Annotated in this window: 20 protein-coding genes; 8 read left to right on the forward strand and 12 right to left on the reverse strand. The window is 47.0% G+C overall.

The window, feature by feature from the left end; translation table 11 throughout:
• From mltA to ACLFWI_RS04330, 7 genes are all read right to left on the reverse strand, one after another.
• Window positions 1-1,135, reverse strand: a 1,135-nt coding sequence (gene mltA, locus ACLFWI_RS04300) for a murein transglycosylase A (protein WP_446411896.1), incomplete at its 3' end; no start/stop codon positions are given.
• A gap of 73 nt (window positions 1,136-1,208) precedes the next feature.
• Entirely contained in the window at window positions 1,209-1,460 is a 252-nt protein-coding gene (locus ACLFWI_RS04305) for a hypothetical protein (RefSeq protein WP_006106003.1), read from the reverse strand.
• A gap of 53 nt (window positions 1,461-1,513) precedes the next feature.
• The gene (locus tag ACLFWI_RS04310; protein WP_446411897.1) at window positions 1,514-2,284 is read right to left on the reverse strand and encodes a hypothetical protein; all 771 of its coding nucleotides are present in this window, start codon (window positions 2,282-2,284) and stop codon (window positions 1,514-1,516) included.
• 53 nt (window positions 2,285-2,337) lie between these two features.
• The gene (locus tag ACLFWI_RS04315; protein WP_446411898.1) at window positions 2,338-2,706 is read right to left on the reverse strand and encodes a Mo-dependent nitrogenase C-terminal domain-containing protein; all 369 of its coding nucleotides are present in this window, start codon (window positions 2,704-2,706) and stop codon (window positions 2,338-2,340) included.
• A gap of 1,086 nt (window positions 2,707-3,792) precedes the next feature.
• Window positions 3,793-5,586 (reverse strand): ribonuclease J, encoded by a 1,794-nt coding sequence (locus tag ACLFWI_RS04320; protein ID WP_446411899.1) that lies wholly within the window; start codon window positions 5,584-5,586, stop codon window positions 3,793-3,795.
• A 497-nt stretch (window positions 5,587-6,083) separates the two neighbouring features.
• Window positions 6,084-6,968, reverse strand: a complete 885-nt coding sequence (dapA, locus tag ACLFWI_RS04325; protein ID WP_446406356.1) for a 4-hydroxy-tetrahydrodipicolinate synthase — start codon at window positions 6,966-6,968, stop codon at window positions 6,084-6,086.
• Between the two features lie 165 nt (window positions 6,969-7,133).
• Window positions 7,134-8,177, reverse strand: a complete 1,044-nt coding sequence (locus ACLFWI_RS04330) for an aspartate-semialdehyde dehydrogenase (RefSeq protein WP_446406357.1) — start codon at window positions 8,175-8,177, stop codon at window positions 7,134-7,136.
• A 600-nt stretch (window positions 8,178-8,777) separates the two neighbouring features.
• On the opposite strand from ACLFWI_RS04330, the gene tig reads away from it, so the two are divergent.
• The 4 genes from tig (at window position 8,778) to ACLFWI_RS04350 (ending at window position 13,419) form a co-directional block, all read left to right on the forward strand.
• Window positions 8,778-10,241, forward strand: a complete 1,464-nt coding sequence (tig, locus tag ACLFWI_RS04335) for a trigger factor (protein WP_446411900.1) — start codon at window positions 8,778-8,780, stop codon at window positions 10,239-10,241.
• Between the two features lie 220 nt (window positions 10,242-10,461).
• On the forward strand, window positions 10,462-11,187 hold the full coding sequence (gene clpP / locus ACLFWI_RS04340; protein ID WP_446411901.1) for an ATP-dependent Clp endopeptidase proteolytic subunit ClpP: 726 nt from the start codon (window positions 10,462-10,464) through the stop codon (window positions 11,185-11,187).
• 10 nt (window positions 11,188-11,197) lie between these two features.
• Window positions 11,198-12,538, forward strand: a complete 1,341-nt coding sequence (gene clpX / locus ACLFWI_RS04345) for an ATP-dependent protease ATP-binding subunit ClpX (protein WP_446411902.1) — start codon at window positions 11,198-11,200, stop codon at window positions 12,536-12,538.
• Window positions 12,539-12,573: 35 nt separating this feature from the next.
• Entirely contained in the window at window positions 12,574-13,419 is an 846-nt protein-coding gene (locus ACLFWI_RS04350; RefSeq protein WP_446411903.1) for an alpha/beta fold hydrolase, read from the forward strand.
• Window positions 13,420-13,455: 36 nt separating this feature from the next.
• Here the strand turns inward: ACLFWI_RS04350 and ACLFWI_RS04355 are convergent, their stop codons facing one another.
• Entirely contained in the window at window positions 13,456-14,061 is a 606-nt protein-coding gene (locus tag ACLFWI_RS04355) for a Uma2 family endonuclease (protein ID WP_446411904.1), read from the reverse strand.
• Window positions 14,062-14,570: 509 nt separating this feature from the next.
• On the opposite strand from ACLFWI_RS04355, the gene ACLFWI_RS04360 reads away from it, so the two are divergent.
• Window positions 14,571-14,780 (forward strand): hypothetical protein, encoded by a 210-nt coding sequence (locus ACLFWI_RS04360; RefSeq protein ID WP_446411905.1) that lies wholly within the window; start codon window positions 14,571-14,573, stop codon window positions 14,778-14,780.
• Window positions 14,781-15,054: 274 nt separating this feature from the next.
• Here ACLFWI_RS04360 and ACLFWI_RS04365 read toward each other — a convergent pair whose 3' ends face one another.
• Window positions 15,055-15,588, reverse strand: coding sequence for a tetratricopeptide repeat protein (locus ACLFWI_RS04365; RefSeq protein WP_446411906.1), 534 nt, complete (start codon window positions 15,586-15,588; stop codon window positions 15,055-15,057).
• Complete coding sequence (locus ACLFWI_RS04370; RefSeq protein WP_446411907.1) at window positions 15,567-15,845, reverse strand: hypothetical protein; 279 nt, start codon at window positions 15,843-15,845, stop codon at window positions 15,567-15,569. Before ACLFWI_RS04370 ends, ACLFWI_RS04365 begins: the two co-directional genes overlap by 22 nt.
• A 368-nt stretch (window positions 15,846-16,213) precedes the next feature.
• On the opposite strand from ACLFWI_RS04370, the gene ACLFWI_RS04375 reads away from it, so the two are divergent.
• Window positions 16,214-16,762: a 2'-5' RNA ligase family protein gene (locus tag ACLFWI_RS04375; RefSeq protein WP_446411908.1), complete on the forward strand. Its 549-nt coding sequence runs from the start codon at window positions 16,214-16,216 to the stop codon at window positions 16,760-16,762.
• 159 nt (window positions 16,763-16,921) lie between these two features.
• Here the strand turns inward: ACLFWI_RS04375 and ACLFWI_RS04380 are convergent, their stop codons facing one another.
• The gene (locus ACLFWI_RS04380; protein WP_446411909.1) at window positions 16,922-17,443 is read right to left on the reverse strand and encodes a hypothetical protein; all 522 of its coding nucleotides are present in this window, start codon (window positions 17,441-17,443) and stop codon (window positions 16,922-16,924) included.
• A gap of 387 nt (window positions 17,444-17,830) precedes the next feature.
• On the opposite strand from ACLFWI_RS04380, the gene ACLFWI_RS04385 reads away from it, so the two are divergent.
• The gene (locus tag ACLFWI_RS04385) at window positions 17,831-19,375 is read left to right on the forward strand and encodes a YcjF family protein (RefSeq protein ID WP_446411910.1); all 1,545 of its coding nucleotides are present in this window, start codon (window positions 17,831-17,833) and stop codon (window positions 19,373-19,375) included.
• 315 nt (window positions 19,376-19,690) lie between these two features.
• On the opposite strand, the gene ACLFWI_RS04390 is transcribed toward ACLFWI_RS04385, so the two are convergent.
• Window positions 19,691-19,849 (reverse strand): hypothetical protein, encoded by a 159-nt coding sequence (locus tag ACLFWI_RS04390; RefSeq protein ID WP_006101148.1) that lies wholly within the window; start codon window positions 19,847-19,849, stop codon window positions 19,691-19,693.
• A gap of 266 nt (window positions 19,850-20,115) precedes the next feature.
• Between ACLFWI_RS04390 and ACLFWI_RS04395 the strand changes: the two genes are divergently transcribed.
• Window positions 20,116-21,357: a pentapeptide repeat-containing protein gene (locus ACLFWI_RS04395; protein WP_446411911.1), complete on the forward strand. Its 1,242-nt coding sequence runs from the start codon at window positions 20,116-20,118 to the stop codon at window positions 21,355-21,357.
• Window positions 21,358-21,359 lie beyond the last annotated feature (2 nt).

Raw genomic sequence — 21,359 nt, forward strand, 5'->3', positions numbered from 1 at the left:
CGGCAATTACCCCCGCGCGATCGCCTGCCAAAACTCCTGTCCCCATAAATATATCAACTCGTCCAGGTCCTTTAATCGCACTTCCCGTATCTTGATCCAAAACATAGCGACTCACCCACCGGGATTCCAGTTGCCCTTGGGCATTAGGATAAGGGATGCGAGTTTGAATCAACGCCAATGCGCCTGGAGGCATTAAAGATTTATCCGTAGCGATCGATCGTTCGGCTGTCACAGGAACACCTAGACTTCCAGTAGCAGGTGCGCCATTGGTTTCCCGGAAGAAGACAAAACTTTGATTCCGAGGTAGATATTGATCCAGTTCACTGGGAAATTGACGGAAATAATCAATTAACACGGGTAAGGTTAACCCATCCAGAGGCAACTTGCCATCTTTGACCAATTCTCGCCCCACACTGGTATAAGGGTAATCTGTCTTCCCCGCATACCCAACACTCATCACACTACCATCAGGCAATTGCAACCGGGCAGAACCCTGAACATGAATCAAAAATGCCTGGAGGCGATCGCGCAACCAGACGAGTTCTAACCCATCCAGGGGAGTATTTTCGCCAAATCCATTGACTCCTTCTAAATCAGCACGAGTCGGGTGAGGTGTTTTCCAGCTATTAAAGTTTGTCGGTAAACGGTAAAGGGGATAGCGATACTCGGCGCTAGGGATGCGACTGGCAGCATAAATCGGTTCAAAGTACCCCGTAAACAAAACCGATCCCTGATCATCATGTCCCACCGACTGATAAACCTCAAACTCGCGATTCACCGCCGCTTGCAGTTGGGCAGGGGAACTGGAGGTGAGCAGAAGTTGACGAAATCGCACCAGGGAACGGCGCACTCGTTCCAGAGTTATTCCTGGGATGGGATAGTTTTGGTACGTCGCTGCTGCTGTCGGCGTCGCCAGATAGCGCAGGCTATGGTCAATTGACTTAAGTAAAGCTTGCCGATCACCAGGTTGTTCAGGAGTCCCCCAGAGTTGCTCATCGAAGCCGAGGGAGTCCAGTGTCACCGCTTCAGTATCGGGATTGATTCGTTCTAAGGGAACATCAGGAACAGCCCAACTACTGCCACTGAATAAGAGTATGCCTAAACTCAGAGATAGACTCGTCAGTTGTTTTCTCATGCTTGTTCAAACTGTGACGTCGTATCATCCATCATCAGCCATTGGGGGGTGTACCAATGACCAATGACAAAGACTAAAAGCGCTCGACGCTACCCCCGAAGATGGGTTCCACCCGAATCGCTAAAACGCTGGAGGGGCGTACCACCATATATTCGCCCTGAATATTTTTAATCGGGACGTTGATAAAGTCCTTAGACTCAGATTTGGGTACGAGTTCACCACTGTACCATTTCTGAAACTCTTGAATCGTGGTAAAACGCACCTCTTCCCGGTGTCCGCCAGCCATAAGAATGTGAACGGCAAACTCATCTGGAGTTCTTGGCATGAAATTTTCTCCTCAATCCATCCCAATTATTATCTGTGACCATGAGGGATAAATCACGTTAATACATTAAACCGTTGCAGTAATGTTTCTAATACCACAGGCAAGGTCTTTTGTAAATCCTCAGGTTGACGAAATGATAGCTGCTGGTGCTGGGGAACCTCAAAGGGAAACTGTCCGGGTAAATCGGGGCGTTCCATCTGTACCAGTAAAATTTGTTCTCGACGCTTGGTGGTGAGGGCGTAACCAATTTCGACACAGACTTGGGGATTGGGGATCACGAGGGGTGTCTGTTCTCGGTCTACTTTCGCGATCGCGGTACCATCGGCGACAAACAGCAAACTCTTGCGGATGCGACGCATCTGGGTACTACTGAGGCGCATTGGTTCACCCACAGGGCGACGAGACTGTTCTAGGGTTAGGGGGAGACGCGATCGCTGATTGAAGTTCTCCAGGGTGTCATTCAGGCTATCCCGTAGCGCAACACTTGCACTTGAGCATTCATTTTGATAACTCAAAAAGATAATCGGATCGAGTTGCGCCATTACCTCTTTCTTGGTGAAGTAAATCTCGTGGGAGATCAAATCAATATTGGAAATAGCATAGCCACCACTCCCTTCGATGTAAAACTCCACCGTTTCCCCATCCAGGTAGCGTCCAAACCATTCCGATTCTTTGACATCCTGACTATCGTCTAAGAAGTCAGCCCTTAACCCTGACTTGAGCAAGCTGTTTTTGCTTAACCGCAAATCGTGAGGGCGTTTCTCCAGTTCTTTAATCGGTTCGTAGTCCTGGAGATACCAGGCTTTCAGAGCAATGATTGCCATGCTGTGTGATCAAGGATTCCGCACCTAACATTAAAATTCCCAGTCTTGGAATTTTAGCAGTAAGCGGAAATATCTTCACCACATTCATCTGCCAAATAGCACAGCGCCCGGAAGCGTAACCCGACTACTTCCTCATAGAAGGGATTCAGCTTACACAGAGGCGGAATGTGAAACAGGGTATGCCCAAATAGTTTAATGTCTCGCTCAAAGGGACATTGGGCGGGGATCAGATGGCAGATCAAGTGCGCCAGTTGGGGATTATGGACTTCAATCCCATCAATCCACTGTTTAATGGGTTTGAGCAAATCAAACCGTTTTTTCGGTTGGCGGGGTTGGGTTGGGGTTGAGGACGGCTGTTTTGGCTCTATCCAAAACCATTTCGTAAGAATTGGGTTCTTTGTTGTAAAATCAGATACACTCATAAATCTGTTCCTGTGCTATCAAAAAACCAACTAAAACACTTGTTATTCACCTACAATTACTCTGGCATTTACACCGGATCAATGTCCGTAAAGGTTTAGTGAAGTTTCAGCGTGAATTTTGCACGTTCTGTAAACTTCTTCACGAGTAAAAGCTGGTGTATTCACAGTTTCTTGGTTCTGTTGGTGATCACCCAGATGTTAAGAAAACTGGGTTATATATGCTGCTCTAACCAAGGAGCAGCGCATCTTAAAAGCAGTATTTATAAAGCGTGACTGGGTTGTCAGTCAATACGCTAGGACGATTGATAAAAAAGCTGATAACTGTCGATTTATCCCCATTATTAAAGCTAGAGTGCTGATTTACATGTTGCCAGAGGCTGAACTTGGGGGCATCAGTAATCTAACTGAAGTTCAGTTCACTCGCAGTAGCGGTGTCCGTGACACCACTTATAAGGATAACTCATTAAGGTTATCAGGTTAACTGATATATGAGGAAGCGATCGCAAAATCTTCGGGATGGCTCTGGTATCGGCGATTCAGCAGCATCCGCTCCATGGAGTCAGGTTACCTCTGCTCAATCCCCTATCTGGTAGTCAGTCATCTGCGATCGGCAAAGGAATGCGATCTTTTGCATAAACCTGAAATCGAGAGGCAATAAGCACGATGGCTACACCGATACAGACACTTAGGAAGAATGAATCTAAAATCAGTATGTTTGGATCGCCGAAACCTTTGATATACCGTAGGGTGGGCACTGCCCACCAGCCTTAACAATGAAATCGACTAACGCCGTTGTTCTGATCACAAGTGTATTCATGTTCAGTAGCAGCACCTAAAGTAGTTGCGAATAAATATTTATATGAATTTTTCATGGTGTAGTATTTATGTAAAATTCTGCTTTTCTCTATTTAATTGGATAATGTTTCATCTATATATCAATTGTTTTAATATGAATTAAATCTAAATTTCTAAAAGAATAAGTTGAGTTTTATTTGTCAACCCAACCTAAAAAAATCGATAAGATTTGATGGCATCCTATTAACATTGTAGAGACGTAGCATGCTACGTCTCTACAGCCGGAATAATCTAAGACGCCGCCTTAGCCGCTGTACGCTGGCGACGACGTCCTACCGTTTTCACAGGTGCTTCCTCTGGAGTTTGTAGTAAGAATACCACTAGAGGACGACTTTGCAGTTCGCGGCGAGTTAACCGTTCTAAATCCCCCTCAATTTTCTGTTGCAATCCTGTCCAGTCAACTTCTGGTTGTTTTTTACCATCCAATGACTTGGCAAAGTCAGTCCACTGCTCACTCAATGTCCGCTCAATCCGCTTAATCACTAACTGCTGGAGCAAGGATTTCTCCACACTAGCCACGACACCCCGCAGGTGAATTTCGGGTTGGGCGAGGAGTTTACCCTCCCAACTTACGGCGGCGGCGACAGTTACTACACCGTCTCCTGCAAGCTGCTGACGTTCTTTGAGGACTTCATGATGCACGATACCGGAGCGATCGACTAACTCAATACCGGAGGGAACTTGACCGACAACACGAATGCTATTCTCGGTTAATTCCACCATATCGCCGTTATTGGTAATCACGATATTTTCTGCCGGGATACCCATCTTTTGCGCCATTTTGCCATGTTGGATCAGCATCCGATGTTCCCCGTGAACGGGCATGAAAAACTTGGGTCGGGTTAAGGCGAGCATTAGTTTATGATCTTCTTGAGCGCCATGACCGGAAACGTGAATCCCTTGATGGCGTCCATAGATCACGTTTGCCCCTTGCATCATCAGGCGATCGATGGTATTTACAACCGCGATCGTATTACCGGGAATCGGATTCGCGGAGAAGACTACTGTGTCACCCTCTTGAATTTTCAGTTTCCGGTGTTCCCCTTTGGAAATCCGGGTGAGAGCCGCTAAAGGTTCACCTTGAGATCCAGTGGTTAAAATTAATACTTTTTCTGGGGGTAAATTATTCGCGGCGTGGAGTGGCTCGAATAAGCTATCGGGACATTTTATATACCCCAGATTACGAGCTTGGGCAATCACATTGAGCATGGAGCGACCGACAACAGACACCACTCGGTTTTGTTTTTGTGCCAGATCTAAGATCAGTTGCACTCGATGAACTGATGAGGCGAATGTGGTGACCAGTATTCGTCCCGGTGCTTGGGAGAAAATACGATCCAGATTGGGATAAACGGACGCTTCAGACGGGGTATGTCCGGGAACTTCGGCGTTGGTGGAATCGCTGAGCAGACAAAGGACACCTTTTTCCCCGTGTTCGGCTAATCGTTGAAAATCAAAGTATTCACCATCGACCGGGGTATGATCGACTTTGAAGTCTCCGGTGTGGACAACGACGCCAATGGGGGTGTGAATCGCTACGGTAAAACTATCGGCAATGGAGTGAGTGTTGCGGATATATTCGACCATAAAGGACGAGCCAATCCGCACCGTCTCGCGAGGACTCACGGCATTTAACTTGGTGCGATCGCTAACTCCAGCTTCCTCCAGTTTGCCTTTCAGCAGCGCCATTGCCAGTCTAGGTCCGTGAATGATGGGAATATCAAATTGCTTCAAGTGATAGGGAAGTCCACCAATATGATCTTCGTGACCATGGGTGACAATCATGCCCTTGATTTTATGGCGATTTTCCCGCAAATAGGTCATATCGGGTAGAACGATATTAACCCCGTGCATTTCATCATTGGGAAATCCTAATCCTGCATCCAAAAGGATAATTTCGTCGTTGAACTCGAAAATGCAGGTATTTTTGCCAATTTCATGCAGCCCACCCAAGGGAATAATTTTTAGAGCGGGTGAAGATTTTTTGCTAGTCAATTTGCCTCCTTTGAGAGTTATATTACTCATTAATTACAACGTTAAACCTGAATTGAAAATTGCCATTTATATAGGAAATAAATTTTTGGCAATAAACTTGTCTTATTTAATCTAGACTAACTCAATTTTGTCAGAAATGGTAGCTTTTCTTATTTGAGTTATCAGTGAACCTATCGGAAAGAAAGAACATAAGATGTGATCCATCATTGAGAACGGCGATAAAAATCCAGACAATAAAGAACAAGAGGTTACCATTGAAAATGGTATCCTTGGCTCAATGCCTGCTGTGATTAATTCAACTTGATTCACAAGTTTTATTAAAAAACCGAGCTGGTTTCTAGAGTTTATCGATAAAAACTAGGGAATTTCCGATAAATTATCTCTCTACCACCTCAATGGGCAAGGAGCAGATAATAGGCTACTTTAGCCCAAAAATCAAGAGTCGTTCATCATAAATGTTTCGTTGTATTTATTTTACGGTAAATTTAACTCTCCTATACATCTACATCAACAAGATTGATGACAATTTAAAGTAAAGAAAGGTCTTGGAGAACCGTCTTGACTTGTTGTTCCAATTCCATCGGCAGCTCACTCAAGGGTGGACGGGGTGAACCGACGTCCCATCCTTGAAGTTTTAATGCGGCTTTGAGTGGAATAGGATTGGCAGTACAAAACAAGACTTTAAATAACGGAAAAAGCTTTAAGTGAATGTCTCTGGCTAGGTCAGTTTGACCCGCTTGGAAAGCCTGGATCATCTGCCGGAGTTCTAGACCAACCAGATGGGAGGAAACACTGACGACTCCACTTGCCCCTAGTGCTAATAAGGCTAAGGTAAAGGAATCTTCTCCTGAGTAAATGGCAAAATCCGGTGGCGTCAGACGCCGTACTTGACTGCCTTGCTCGAAACTACCACTCGCCTCTTTAATCGCTACAATATTGGGAATTTCCGCTAAACGGGCAACAGTTTCCGGTTGGAGGTTTTGACCCGTGCGCGTTGGTACATTGTAGAGCATCACAGGCAAATCAGGGCTGGATTTGGCAATTGCCTGGAAATGATTATAGAGTCCCTCTTGTGGGGGCTTATTGTAATAGGGAACAACTTGTAATGAACCATCTACCCCTAGTTTAGCGACTTTTTGGGTGGCTGCGATCGCTTCTTGGGTGGAATTTGATCCTGTGCCAGCAATTACCTTGGCTTTCCCCGTCACCGCTTTTTGCACGACCTGAAATAACTGAGACTCTTCATCCCATGTCAATGTCGGGGATTCACCCGTTGTACCACAGACGACGACGGTATCGGTACCCTGTTCCACTAAATGAGCCGCTAATTTCTCAGCAACCTGATAATTTACACTGCCGTCTTCTTTAAACGGCGTAATCATTGCCGTTAATACACGTCCAAAATTGACCACCCTTCTTTCACTCCTATTTGGTCATTAGTTATTGGTCTTATGTCATTAGTCATTAGTCATTAGGGATAGAGCTAAAATCCACTCTGAACTACGACAATAGACATACAACAGCTTTGCCACAGGATAGAACCAAGGACAAAGGACATAAAACCAAAGACAAACAAATTAATAAGCCATCATTGCTGTTGCTGGCTTTAACCAATTTCGTTCCACCAACAACTCGGCAATTTGTACAGCATTCAAAGCCGCCCCTTTGCGAATTTGGTCACCACTCAACCAAATCTCTAATCCACAGGGATGAGACAAGTCTTGTCGAATTCGCCCCACCAGTACATCGTCCTTACCCGTAGCATCTATCGGCATGGGGAAATAATTCGCCTGCCAATCTTCCACCAGTCGCACTCCTGGTGCATTGGCAAGTAGTTCCTTGGCTGTGGCGACAGACATCGGTTGAGCAAACTCTAGGTTAATCGCTTCTGAGTGAGCTCGCAGCACAGGAACTCGAACACAAGTGGCGCTAATGCGGATCTGGGGATCATCGAAAATCTTACGGGTTTCGTTGACCATTTTCATCTCTTCGGTGCAATATCCCTGATCATTCAACGGAGAATTGTGTGGGAATAGGTTAAACGCCAAGGGGTAGGGAAAGCTTTCCGTAGGTGGTGTTTGCTCCTGCAAAATGGCTTGAGCTTGGGCTTTGAGTTCTGCCATCGCCCGTCTACCTGCACCGCTAGCTGATTGATAGGTAGCCACGACAATCCGTTGGACGGGTTGCACCTGATGCAGGGGCCAAACGGCTACTGCCATTAATATCGTCGTGCAGTTGGGATTGGCGATAATCCCTTTATGCTTCGCCGCCGCTTCCGGATTGACCTCAGGAATAACCAGGGGGACGTCAGGATTCATGCGAAAAGCACTGGAATTGTCAACCACCACAGCTCCCTGCTCCACTGCTTTAGATGCCCAAGCTTTAGAAGTTGAACCCCCAGCCGAGGCTAAAACCAAATCCACCTCTTTAAACGAATCCTCCCCCACGGCTTCCACCGATAGGGATTCGCCTCGAAACTGGAGAGTTTGTCCCGCCGAACGGGGTGAGGCTAAAAGCTTTAAATGGGTAAGGGGAAAGTTACGGCTTTCTAATAATTCCAGTAACTCGGCGCCGACTGCACCCGTTGCGCCCAGTATAGCAACGCGAACTTGACTAGACAAACGATCTACCTCCAATTTTTTAACACATCGATTCGGTGGACAGTGACTTAATGTAGCCAAAAAACAATTAAATTTTCTTAATCTTAAAACATTATTTAAGGGAAATATGTAATCTATATTTTGACAAAATCTCTAAGATTTGAACAAATGCGATTCTTTTCTTGTGATAACACGACAGTCCGAGATTTGCGCCAATTGACTGGCATATTACCGTTGGCTTGCCCTTAACGGGACAAATTAACGATAACAGTTCTGGTTCAGAGTTGATGAGTAGGCAGCTCAATTCATATCCCGGCGGCAAGACGTAGCTGGCTACGTCTGCTGGAACAGGCGGTACAAGTTCTCCTGGCTTCGACAGTGGAAACATTTTGCCTAGCCTAGCGGGTTTAGGGGTAGATTCGCTGCTGTAGACGCTCTGAATGTACTATCATCAGATACGGAAACCCCGCCCGACCTCTTTTATACCCTGAAACAATGACTATAACTCAAACTAACTCGTTGTCAGACTAGCATATCGTCAACTACCCCGCCCATAGCCTAGCTATGGACTAAGCTTGAAAATACGTCTATACAATTCAGTTGTCTCCAAAACAAGCGTCAATGAAAGTTACTCAGGAAAAACTCCCCAAGAGCCAACTCGGTCTGGAAATTGAAATTCCTGCCGAAACGACCAAGAAGGTCTACGAGAAGGTCGTGCAAAATCTTGCCCGCTCTGCCAACATTCCTGGGTTTCGCAAGGGAAAGGTGCCGCGTCAAATTTTGCTCCAGCGTCTAGGTCCGGGACGGATCAAAGAAGCGGCGCTGGAAGATTTGGTCCAAAATAGTTTACGGGACGCCCTGAGCCAAGAAACCATTGAGGCACTGGGCAACTACCAGCTGGTTTCCACCTTTGAAGAACTACTGAGTCAGTTCCAGCCGGGACAACCGTTAACATTCTCGGCATCGGTGGATGTGCCTCCAGAGATTAATTTGGGAGACTACGGGAATCTCAATGTTCAAGCTGAAGAAGTAAAACCTGACCCTGACGCGGTGGATAATTTTTTAGCAGAACGTCAGGTTGAGTACGCTACGCTAATTCCCGTCGAATCGCGCCCCGCTCAAATGGGTGATGTGACGGTTGTGGACTATAAAGGTCGTTTGACACCTGAGGGAGAGGAAGCCGTTGATATTTCTGGCGGTGAGGCGACTGACTTTCAGCTAGAACTCGAAGAAGGACGGTTTCTGACTGACATTGTGCAGGGAATTGTGGGCATGACACCGGGGGAAACCAAAGAGGTGTCGGTGAAATTTCCGGAGGATTATCCGCGAGAGGATTTAGCCAACCAGAGTGCCGTCTTTACCCTTACCCTCAAAGAACTCAAGGAAAAAGAGTTACCGGAACTTGACGACGACTTCGCCCAAGACATTAGTGAAGAGGAAACCATCAGCGACTTGCGGGAATCCTTGGCAAAACAATTTGCCGAAAAAGCCGAGCAAGAAACCAAAACGAATAAGGAAAACGCTCTGATCGAAGCGCTGGTGGCACAAGTTGAGATTGACCTACCCGAAACCCTGATTGGGCAGGAAGTTCAAACGATATTAACCCAGACGGCGATCCAGATGGAAAACTATGGGATGGATCTACAGAAAGTATTCACAGCGGAAATGATGCCCCAACTGCGTCAGCGTTCCCGCCCTGATGCGATCGCCCGCCTGCGCCAATCCCTTGCTCTTGAGGAACTGGCGAAACGGGAATCCCTGACCGTGGATGATGAACAGATGGATGCCAAATGTCAGGAAGTGATGAAACAATTGGCAGGACAAGATGTCGATCCGCAACGCTTGCGGGAGTTCGTCAAGTCGGATTTGCTCAAGGAAAAAGCGATTCAATGGTTGGAAGAACACGCTACCATTGAACTGGTTCCGGAAGGCTCACTAGAGACCGAAGAAACAACGGATACACCGGAAACTGGCTCTGAGGCAAGTGAAGAGACCGCCGCTCAACCTGAAGCCACGGCTGATCAGGAAAGCGAGGAACCATCACCCACCCCTGATGCTTCTGAGCAAACGGCAGCGAGCGAATAAACTTAGGGGTTGGGGAGTTAACCCAGAACAAGCAGGAGCGATCAGTCTTGGGCAAAAGATTTAATCGCCATCTTCAGCACTTATTGATGTTGCTAAGGCATAATGGTAACTAGAAGTTAACGTGGGTTAAATCCCGCCCAAGGCTTCCGGAGAACATCTTTGTTCAAACCTGCCGGGAAAACCATTCACTTGTTGACACAAATACTTTAATCCTTGTTCTATGCTGCAATCCCAGTTCCCTGACTACTCATTTACAAGCTGGAGTTCCCCGGAAATTTACTCTGTTAGTACAAATAGTCATTCAAATTCAAGCAACATCGTCCCGATGGTGGTTGAACAGTCTGGCGTCGGGGAACGGGCGTTTGATATCTACTCGCGGCTGCTGCGGGAGCGGATTGTATTTCTGGGAACCCGAATCAATGACGTAGTGGCTGATTCGATCATTGCCCAGCTTTTGTATTTAGAAGCCGAAGATCCAACCAAGGATATCCAGCTTTACATTCACTCCCCCGGTGGACCGATTCTCGGACTTGGGGGAGTGATTGCTGGAATGGCAATCTACGACACAATGCAACAGATTCGTCCCGATATTGTCACAATATGTTTTGGTGCGGCGACGGATATGGGCGTGATTCTGCTAACTGGGGGAACACCTGGAAAACGCATGTCTCTGCCCAATGCCCGGATTATGATGAGTCAACCCCTAGGCGGTGCCCAAGGACAAGCCGTTGACATCGAAATCCAAGCCAAGGAAATTTTATATCATAAGAATCAGCTCAATGAGCTAATGGCTTATCATACGGGTCAACCTTATGAAAGAATCGCCACGGATACTGAGCGCGACTTTTTTCTGTCAGCAGCGGAAGCCAAAGAGTATGGTTTAGTAGACCAAGTTATCTTGCGAGAGAATCTCAAGAGCGAAGCCACCGTCACTTCTATTAAGTAAGAGGCTGTTTATGTCTAAATACGACTCCCATCTAAAATGTTCATTTTGTGGCAAGTCTCAAGAGCAGGTTCGCAAGCTAATTGCCGGACCGGGAGTCTACATTTGCGACGAATGTGTAGATTTATGTAACGAAATTTTAGATGAGGAGTTGCTTGATTCCAGCGCTCCGGCTCCCCAGCAAGTCCCCCGCTCGGAACCCCCCCAAAAACGTCGCACTCGGGTATCCGGTTTGTCACTGAATCAGATTCCTAAACCTCGGGAACTGAAAAACTATCTTGACGAACATGTCATCGGTCAGGACGATGCGAAAAAAGTTCTATCCGTGGCTGTTTATAACCACTATAAGCGCCTAAGTTTTCTTGAAGCCAAGGCAAAGGGCAAAGCTGGGGCAGATGATGCGGTGGAACTGCAAAAGTCGAATATTTTGCTCCTGGGACCCACGGGTTGTGGTAAAACCTTACTGGCGCAAACCTTAGCGGCTGTACTGGATGTTCCCTTTGCCGTTGCCGATGCGACAACGCTGACGGAAGCGGGTTATGTGGGTGAAGATGTGGAGAACATCTTACTGCGGCTGTTGCAGGTAGCAGATTTGGATGTTGAAGAAGCGCAACGGGGAATTATTTATATCGATGAAATTGATAAAATTGCCCGTAAGAGCGAAAACCCTTCGATTACGCGGGATGTTTCTGGGGAAGGGGTTCAGCAAGCGTTACTGAAGATGCTCGAGGGAACCGTTGCCAACGTGCCACCTCAGGGCGGACGCAAGCATCCCTATCAAGACTGCATTCAGATTGATACAGGCAATATATTATTCATTTGTGGTGGTGCCTTTGTCGGTCTAGAGAAGGTGATTGAACAACGTTTTGGTAAGCGCTCAATCGGCTTTATTCAGCCGGGAGAAGGTCAATCTAAAGAAAAACGGGCGGCGGATTTACTGCGACATTTAGAACCCGATGACTTGGTGAAGTTCGGGATGATTCCGGAATTTATCGGTCGTATCCCCATCGCGGCGGTGGTTGATCCCTTGGATGAAGAAGCTCTGATCGCGATTTTGACCCAGCCGCGCAATGCTTTGGTGAAGCAATATCAGAAGTTGTTGAAGATGGACAATGTGCAGCTTGGGTTTACCGAAGACTCGCTGCGAGCCATTGCCCAAGAAGCTTATCGGCGGAAAACCGGAGCGCGAGCGCTACGGGGTATTGTGGAAGAGTTGATGTTAGAGGTGATGTATGAGTTACCCTCGCGCAAGGATGTGACTCGCTGTACAATTACGCGGGAAATGGTAGAGAAACGTTCGACAGCCGAACTGTTGCTGCATCCGTCATCCCTACCGAAGCCGGAATCGGCATAAACTTTTATCAGTGGTGGTATCAAAACGAATCAAGAATGCCTCTAGTTAACGTTCGCGGCGTCGATCATTACTACGAGTGGATTGCTACGTCCCAGCTGTTGGATGATAAGCCTGTGATGGTGTTCATTCATGGTTGGGGCGGTTCGGCTCGGTATTGGCAAAGTACGGCTGAAGCGCTGTCGGATCAGTTTAATTGTTTGCTTTACGATTTGCGCGGATTTGGGCGATCGCGTCTGCCTTCAGAACCGGTTGGGTTACTCTATGAAATGGAGGACTATGCCGAAGATTTGGCGATACTGTTAGAGATGCTCGCCCTCAAGCGCGTCTATATTAATGCTCATTCCCTAGGTGCGTCGGTGGCGACAATGTTCCTCAACCGCTATCCGGATCAAGTGGAACGGGCTATTTTAACTTGTAGCGGTATTTTTGAATATGAGGAAAAATCCTTTGCCGCGTTTCATAAATTTGGCGGTTATGTGGTAAGGTATCGCCCCCGCTGGTTTCTGAACATTCCCTTTGCTGGGGCGTTGTTTATGGCGCGATTTTTGCATCGTCCTCTACCGGGAACCATAAGTCGGACATTTTTAGAAGATTTTATCATAGCGGATTATGATGCCGCTTTGGGGACGATGTTAACGTCGGTGAGTAAGTATGCGGCGGAGGTAATGCCATCGGAATTTGCCCAGTTAACAGTACCGACGCTATTAGTGGCGGGGGAATATGATCAGATTATTCCATCTGTTTTGGGACAACGGGCAGCCGCGTTGAGTGAGAAGGTGGAGTATTGGGAAATTCCCGATACGGCTCATTTCCCGATGTTAGAAGCCCCGGATGTTTATCTTCAAGGGGTACGGCAATTTTTAAATGGTGACAGTAGATAGGGCTTGCTGAATAAGTATAGTCGGGGATCTCATTATTCAAGCCGATGGCGATTTAAGGGCGTTGCGAAACTCTTTCGCTGCCTCCAACCGAGAAGTCTGAGCCATCAACACGCAACGGGTGAGCAGGTCAATACTCAGTGTTGCCAGTTCGGGAATTTCGCTGCGGATAATTTTGTCGTAATGATTATCTCGTAGGCGATAGAGGCTGAATAAACCGTCTTGCCAAAACCATACTTCTGGCACTCCCAATGCCTGATATCGCTTCAGTTTGCTAGTGTCACCACTGGTGACTACAACTTCGATAACCAGATCAGGAATGGATTTGGATGAACCAAAACAGTAAGATTCATCGGCTTGAGCAGAAACGACTCCCTCTCGCTCTTGAGTCATGGAACCCGTGGGTTCAAATTCAATGGCGTTTTCTAGGCAAAATAACCCAATTAAAAAGCCAATGAGCCGACTAAACATTTCATGTTCGCGTCCCGGCATAATAATTTCAATAGTGCTGTTATAGTAAGCCAGTCGAATACCCGGAGAGTTGGCAAAACCAGCCTGAATTAGCTTAAATTGTTCCCAGGTAATGCTGGAATACACAATACGTTGATCGGTGGAAGGTGGAGTGAGAAGGGGAACTTGGGTCATAGACGTACTATCACCGGGCGAACATTGTATTATTTTATGATAACGAAGCAAGGGTGTTGGACTGGAATAGAAACCTGCGATCGCACTACAGCACAACTCGTAGAACCTGTAGGGTGCGTTAACGAAGTAACGCACCGAACCAACCATCAGAACTCGTCGGGTACGTTTAACGAAGTCAAGGCTTACCCAGACACACCAATGATAATGATGAGGTTAAAGGTGCGTTACGCTATCGCTCTCCTCACCCTACGAAAATTGTCAGTAACCCCCTTTGCTCACGGCGATTTTAATCGCAGCTACACAAACAAAGTCCGCCTACGCGGACTTTAGTCAGTAGAACCTGTAGGGTGCGTTAACGAAGTAACGCACCGAACCAACCATCAGAACTCGTCGGGTACGTTTAACGAAGTCAAGGCTTACCCAGACACACCAATGATAATGATGAGGTTAAAGGTGCGTTACGCTATCGCTCTCCTCACCCTACGAAAATTGTCAGGGTGATTCCAGAGGTGGCTTTAGCGATGAGCGATCGCGTCACGTCTTTGCACTCTACTCCTGACCAGAATACCTCTGGAACCTCTCCCGATCAACTGATTCCTGAAGATAGTAATCCCCTTTTATCACGGCGATTAAAATCGCGGCTACACAAACAAAGTCCGCCTACGCGGACTTTAGTTATAAAGGGGGTGGCTAACCCGGATTTGGTATTAGAGAATTGATTAGCCTGTCAAAGGATTTTAGGGAAGAGGTTCCAGAGTGATAAATCTTGAAAAGCTTATCCGATTGTGAGCGATTCTTGTCTATCTTAGGGTAACTTGAATTGTGGAGAAGTTATCGCGAATTTCGTCCATCCCTTACCCCATCCGCCACCAACTTTTCCCAGCTAGGACTTAAGCAAAGCCTCTATCTGTAGGGTGCGTTAGCGTAGCGTAACGCACCATTGCCACCATATATTATGTACTTAAGTCTTGCCAGCCACTCCCATAAGCGCCATCAGGGAGAATGGCGTAATCTATCGCGCAGGAGTTGCAGATTATTACGGTAGAGAATAGTATTAGGATGATTAGAGCCTAACGTGCGATCGGCAATGGCTAAGGCTTCTAAATAAACAGGTTCCGCTTCCTCGTAGCGTCCTTGATTATCGTAGAGTGTTGATAAATTATGCAGGCTAGTAGCGACATCGGGATGATTTTCTCCCAAACGCTGGACAGTGACAGATAGACAATCCTTACGCCAAGGTTCAGCTTGATTATAGAGTCCTTGACCTTCATAAAAACGACTCAAACCACCAAAGGGCGAGATTAAATCATCATCTATCAACCAATCTTGTTGAGTCGTCGCCGCTTCTGCAAGATGAGAAATCACCGGATTGACGGCTTTAATCTCTGCTAATGTCGGCGTCTCTGGAATTTTCCTGGCTTCCCCTACCATCACCCGACAAAATTCCCGCTTCAACTCATCCGCTATCCCTGACGCTTCCCGCTTTCCAATCAAAAATTCCCGAATTAACGGATGTAATTGATACAACTCCTTCCCGCTTGCGCCACCTCTTGATCCTGCTGCGCGGCGGCTTCAAGTTCCAGCACTGCTTCTCCCCAATCTTCCGGTTGTTCCTCCACCCGCGCTAGTGCTGCATCAGCGTGAGGAAATCGCGCTTTCAGCAATGTTACCAACTTCCCACCCTGGGCTAATGCCTTTTCTCCCAACACCTCGCCCGTCTTCTCAAACGCCTTAGTAATCACCAGAGTTGCGATCGCAGCTGCCGATAGCGTCAGTGGTTCCATATTTTTATCCTAAGTCACCGCCATAGTTTTATTCTAAATTAGAACCGTAGGGTGCGTTAGCGACAGCGTAACGCACCCCACGAACTACGAACTGGGTGATTCCAGAGGTGGCTTTAGCAATGAGCGATCGCGTCACGTTTTTGCACTCTACTCCTGACCAGAATACCTCTCGAACCTCTCTCAATCAAATTATTCCCGAAGACATTGGACTTTGACCAAAATCAACATATTTGCGGAAACAATACGCCAACTATTTTTCTTACTTAATGCCAATAATGACGAAATTATTGTAGTGTGTTTAGCGAAGCCATGCCGCAGGCTTTGCATCTTGCTCGCTACTAATATCCAATTTAAATGCATGACAGCTTATGAAAAAACGCTTTTTTATCGCCCTACTTCCCCCTCAAACCATTCAAGACTCGATTACGGAGATTAAGCAACACTGTGCTGACGTTTACGAGAGTAAAGCCGCCCTCAAATCTCCACCCCATATTACACTGCAACCCCCTTTTGACTGGGAACCCGATGCCGTACCTGTTCTCGAAGAATCCCTTAAAACCTTTGCTCAAACTAGGATACCCGTCCCCATCACCCTTCAAGGGTTTGGGGCGTTTAAACCTCGCGTTATTTACGTCAATGTTCTGAAAACACCCGAACTGATCACGATTCAAAATGATTTAATGGCATATCTAGAAGAATCTCTAGGTATCGTTCATGATCGTTCTAAAAATCGTCCCTTTTCTCCTCATGTCACTGTGGCTTTTCGTGATTTGAAACGGCAGAATTTCCGCAAGGCGTGGATTGAATTTGAGAACCAACCGTTAGAATTTAAGTTTTTGGTATCTCATCTTACTTTGTTACTTCACGATGGTCGGCGATGGAATGTGAATGTAGAATTTCCTTTTTTAACTTGGTAGAGGTAATTTGGTATTTAGGACTGTAGGGACACACCGACGTGCGCCCGAAACACCTGTAATATCATGTCCGCTAGTATCGGACTTGTATGATCCCGTTCGTAGTCAGGAAAATCAAGGCTTTTAAGGCACTAAAGTGCCTACTACATACATACAAACAAACTAAGGATTCAGATAACGAGACGCCATTTGCATCGCATCAGCAATATCCACATCGCCGTCACCATCCGCATCGAGGAATGAATTTAGTACAGAATTCGATCCTTCGGGATTTTGGTTATTTGTTCCAGTTTTGAGTAAATTCAGCACCAAGGGAACCAACATGGGTAACAGGGATTGAATGGTAGCAGCATTGAGTCCTGTCCGTTGTTCGGCTTCCTCGACTAACTGTTGGATTTGGGGTGTACTAAAGAGTAAATTAACCGCTTGATTGCTAGCACCTGTACCACTGAATTGGTTGATAAAGGATTGCGTCCCTTGTTCTCCTTCAGCTTCTCGCTTTTGTTGTAATGCTGGACGAGCATATTTGCCAACAATAGATAAAACCGATTGAATCGTGGAGGGGTCAGCATTGGCACTTTGGCTGAGGTTTTGCACGGTACCGAGAATCCCAGCTAATTGACCAGAACTGGCTTCCTGAGAGGGGTTATTAATCGCACCGAGAATTTGATTGAATAGACTCATCGTTTTTTGGCTGTAAAGTAATGTCTCTATCTACTTTAGGCTTTAGTTTTGGGTAGATAACCAAGGCTTACGGGCGCAAGACTTACACCCCTAAGTATTTTCGGGAGCAAGGCTTGCGCCCCTAAAGTTTCTGGGTGTAAGCGTCATTCATCAAGTATAGTTCGTTGCTCTGGCTCACCACAGGGTAATTTAGGATGTATGACTAGCGTTGGCACATTTGAGTACAACCGGATTGGGTAGCGACTCCCAATTTTGGTTGTTATATGGATAATGTAAAGAGAAACCAGCCAATTTTATTTTATAGCATGTCCGTCTAAACACCTTTGCCATCTGCCTGGGAGAAAACCTTCTGCCATCTGCCTTCTATCCCTTCTGCCTGCTTAGATTATGCCCCTACCCCGCCTACTGACGCTCATTATCGGTCTCAGTATTATTCTGGGGCTAATCCTGTGGCTGATTGACTCGATTAATCGACTCTATTGGTCGTTAAATTCGCCTCTACTGGCAAATTTGCTCGTCTTATTGCTGATTGTCCTACTTATCCTGTTAATTGCCACGTTTGTTTATTACGTTTGGACATTCAGCCGCCCCAAATCCTCTCGCCGACGCCGCCCGACGCCAAAAGTACCGCAGGAGAAAACGGAAGCCGCTTCTGAAACCCTCAAAGCCGTGCGACAACAGGTGCACAACATTCAAGATCAGGTAGCCCAACAAGCCCTGTTGAGTCGATCGCGTGAGATTGAGGCGACGTTAGCCCGTGGAGAATTGTTGGTTGTCATCTTTGGCACGGGTTCATCGGGGAAAACCTCTCTGATTAATGCTCTCATTGGGCAGATGGTGGGTCAAGTGGGCGCACCGATGGGAACCACAGATCAGGGACAAACCTATACGCTAACGTTGAAGGGAATAGAACGGCAGATTTTGATTACCGATACACCAGGGATTTTAGAAGCGGGTGTAGTGGGTACCCAACGGGAACAACTGGCGCGACAGCTTGCCACGGAAGCCGATTTATTATTGTTTGTGGTGGATAATGACTTGCGACAGTCGGAGTATGATCCGTTACGTCGTCTAGCGGATATTGGGAAGCGATCGCTGTTGGTGCTGAATAAAACCGATCTCTATACCGATACGGATAAAGAAACGATTCTCGCCCGGTTACGCCATCAGGTACGTGGGTTTATTGCTGCATCGGATGTGGTAGCCATTGCTGCCAATCCCCAGCCTGTAAGATTAGAAAATGGGGAATATTTTCAACCTGAACCGGATATCATACCCTTAATCCGGCGTCTGGCGGCGGTGCTACGCGATGAAGGGCAAGACTTGATTGCGGATAATATCTTACTCCAGTCTCAGCGTTTAGGCGAAGACGCCCGTCGTCTGATTGATCACCAACGGCGGCGACAGGCGGAGAAAGTAGTGGAACGGTTTCAGTGGATTGGCGCTGGAGTGATTGCGGTTACGCCGTTACCTGTCGTCGATTTATTAGCAACGGCGGCGGTTAACGCCCAGATGGTGGTGGAAATTGGTCAAATTTACGGCTGTGATTTGAATATGGAACGGGGGCGAGAATTAGCGCTGTCTCTGGGGAAAACCTTAGCCAGTTTGGGAATTGTTCAAGGGGCGATGCAAATTATCTCTAGGGCGCTACAATTTCACCTCGCTACCTATTTAGTTGGCAAAGCGATTCAAGGGGTAACGGCGGCGTATTTAATCCGAATTGCTGGGAAGAGTTTTATTGAATACTTCCGTCATGATCAAGATTGGGGTGATGGAGGAATGACAGAAGTGGTGCAGCAGCAATTTCAGCTAAACCGTAAGGATGAATTTATGAAAGTATTTATCCAAGACGCGATCGCACGAGTGGTTATGCCCCTGAGAGATGCTTCCAAGGTGAAAGATTTAAGAGATTCTCAACAGGACGACTGGTAACATTAAGGTCATTTGTCATTTGTCATTTGTCATTTGTCATTTCGTTTTTACACGATCACCCTCTTGCATACTGGGATTTTCGCCGACATAAGCGCCAAACTTTCCCTCAATAAGGGGTCGAAAGCATTGCCCATTGCCTATGACACACCGAGCGTGTTAGGTAAGCGATGCCCTGAGCGTTCGACTGAACTTCGACAGGCTCAGTTGCCGCGCTCACGCGGCTCGACTGAGCGCTCGCCGAACGTCCGAAGTCCTGTCGAAGGGTCGAGGTGTTCCCTATTCCCTCTCCTCACCACAAGACTTATTCAGCAGACCCTAATTATTCATCACTTGAACGTTCTGTGGTAACTGACTTACCGGGGCGGGAATCATTTCTCCGCGAAAGTCCAAAAGCTGAACCAATAGAAGGTATGCCAGTGCCAGCAGTATGGAAATGGCTCCAGTAATAATTGCCACAATTTTTGAACGATTCATTGATAAATGGTGACTGGTGAGTAGAAATTGCTGATTAGAAAAAACGGCGAACGGAAAACAGGAAATAGAGAATAGGAAACATTGTGATTGATACCATCTTGCGGCTATTCTAAAAGCATAAGCAGTCGCTATTCTCGTTCAATTGTTCCACTAAATGTTTTATTCTACAGCATAAGAGTTGGTCAAGTCGAAACCTTGCTGAATGCAAATTTCTATTCCACCAACGCCCGTTGTCTTATGGTTGCCCCATCCATTCGGAGGTTATGATGGCTCAGGACTACTCCGGTCAAAATTTGCAAGGTCGCTCGTTTCGAGGCAGAACTGACTTGGCAGGTGCTAATTTTAGCCACGCCGACATCCGAGGCGCAGATTTTAGCAATGCTATCCTAACAGGGGCAAATTTTAGCTATTGCCAAGCTGGATTGCAGCAACACTGGGCAATGATTCTCTTGCTGGTTGCGTTATTTCTATCCACGCTATCGGGTTTTGTTTCCGCCTTGGCGGGTGTGATTACCGGAGCGGCACTGATTAGTCAGAACCTGATCGAAATCTTAGCAGGTGCATTTATTCTAATCGCTTTGGGCGTTTTTGTCAGCCTGACGATCCGCCAAGGGCTGATTATGGCGTTAGGGGTTTGGGTTGTGGCAATTGTGGTGGCGGCAATGGTGGCAGTTCTGACAGGAGCCACATCGGTAGCGGTAACTTTAGTAGCTGCCAGTGCTTTCGCCGTCGCTGCTGCGATTGGTATGGCAGTCGTGGCAGCCGGAGCCGCCGCGGGAGCGATCGCTGCGGCTAGTGCTGTTGCCATCGTCGCCGCCGGAGCTGGTGTCGTCGCCGCCGCCGGTTCAGTGGTTGTGGTTACAGCCGGGGCATCCGTGGTAGCAGCAACCAGTGCCGCAACAGTGGCGGTGATTGTGGCGGTGGGTGTGGCTGGACTTTCTGCTTATGTAAGCTGGCGAGCCTTAATCGGGGATAAAAACTACGCCTTCATTCGTCGGGTTGCGGTTGCCTTCGCTGCGATTGGGGGAACAAATTTTCAGGGTGCCGATTTAACCGACGCGGATTTCACCCAAGCCCTGCTCAAAAGCACCAATTTTAGACAAGCCAAGGTGACGCGCACTTGCTGGTTTCAAGCCAAAAAACTGGAACTCTCCCGTGTGGGAACAACCTATTTGGATCACCCCAAAATTCGGCGATTAGTGGTTACGGGTGAAGGACAAGAGGAAAACTTTGACAATCTTCGCTTACCGGAAACGAATCTGCGGGGGGCTAATTTAGTCGCGGCGAGTTTCATCAATAGCGATCTCAGCTACGCCAATTTGCAGTCGGCTAACCTAAAGGGGGCGACGCTAAAAAACACCAATTTAGATAGTACCGATCTAATTGGGGCTTGTCTGGTGGGCGCTTATATTGAAGAATGGAAGATCACAAGGAAAACCAAATTTGATCGGGTGCAGCGTCAGTATATCGTTCGACGATTGGGTCTGAAAAAACGACCGAAACGCTAACC

This window comes from Coleofasciculus sp. (assembly GCF_046539235.1).
GTDB lineage: Bacteria > Cyanobacteriota > Cyanobacteriia > Cyanobacteriales > Coleofasciculaceae > Coleofasciculus.

Bases quoted from the DNA above. Each gene is read 5' to 3' on its own strand.
- ACLFWI_RS04395 (WP_446411911.1), top strand. From the start codon at position 20,116: ATGGCTCAGGACTACTCCGGTCAAAATTTGCAAGGTCGCTCGTTTCGA.
- ACLFWI_RS04320 (WP_446411899.1), bottom strand. From the start codon at position 5,586: ATGAGTAATATAACTCTCAAAGGAGGCAAATTGACTAGCAAAAAATCT.
- ACLFWI_RS04305 (WP_006106003.1), bottom strand. From the start codon at position 1,460: ATGCCAAGAACTCCAGATGAGTTTGCCGTTCACATTCTTATGGCTGGC.
- ACLFWI_RS04380 (WP_446411909.1), bottom strand. From the start codon at position 17,443: ATGAGTCTATTCAATCAAATTCTCGGTGCGATTAATAACCCCTCTCAG.
- ACLFWI_RS04315 (WP_446411898.1), bottom strand. From the start codon at position 2,706: ATGAGTGTATCTGATTTTACAACAAAGAACCCAATTCTTACGAAATGG.
- ACLFWI_RS04375 (WP_446411908.1), top strand. From the start codon at position 16,214: ATGAAAAAACGCTTTTTTATCGCCCTACTTCCCCCTCAAACCATTCAA.
- ACLFWI_RS04370 (WP_446411907.1), bottom strand. From the start codon at position 15,845: ATGGAACCACTGACGCTATCGGCAGCTGCGATCGCAACTCTGGTGATT.
- ACLFWI_RS04355 (WP_446411904.1), bottom strand. From the start codon at position 14,061: ATGACCCAAGTTCCCCTTCTCACTCCACCTTCCACCGATCAACGTATT.
- ACLFWI_RS04310 (WP_446411897.1), bottom strand. From the start codon at position 2,284: ATGGCAATCATTGCTCTGAAAGCCTGGTATCTCCAGGACTACGAACCG.
- clpP (WP_446411901.1), top strand. From the start codon at position 10,462: ATGCTGCAATCCCAGTTCCCTGACTACTCATTTACAAGCTGGAGTTCC.
- tig (WP_446411900.1), top strand. From the start codon at position 8,778: ATGAAAGTTACTCAGGAAAAACTCCCCAAGAGCCAACTCGGTCTGGAA.
- ACLFWI_RS04350 (WP_446411903.1), top strand. From the start codon at position 12,574: ATGCCTCTAGTTAACGTTCGCGGCGTCGATCATTACTACGAGTGGATT.
- ACLFWI_RS04385 (WP_446411910.1), top strand. From the start codon at position 17,831: ATGCCCCTACCCCGCCTACTGACGCTCATTATCGGTCTCAGTATTATT.
- clpX (WP_446411902.1), top strand. From the start codon at position 11,198: ATGTCTAAATACGACTCCCATCTAAAATGTTCATTTTGTGGCAAGTCT.
- ACLFWI_RS04390 (WP_006101148.1), bottom strand. From the start codon at position 19,849: ATGAATCGTTCAAAAATTGTGGCAATTATTACTGGAGCCATTTCCATA.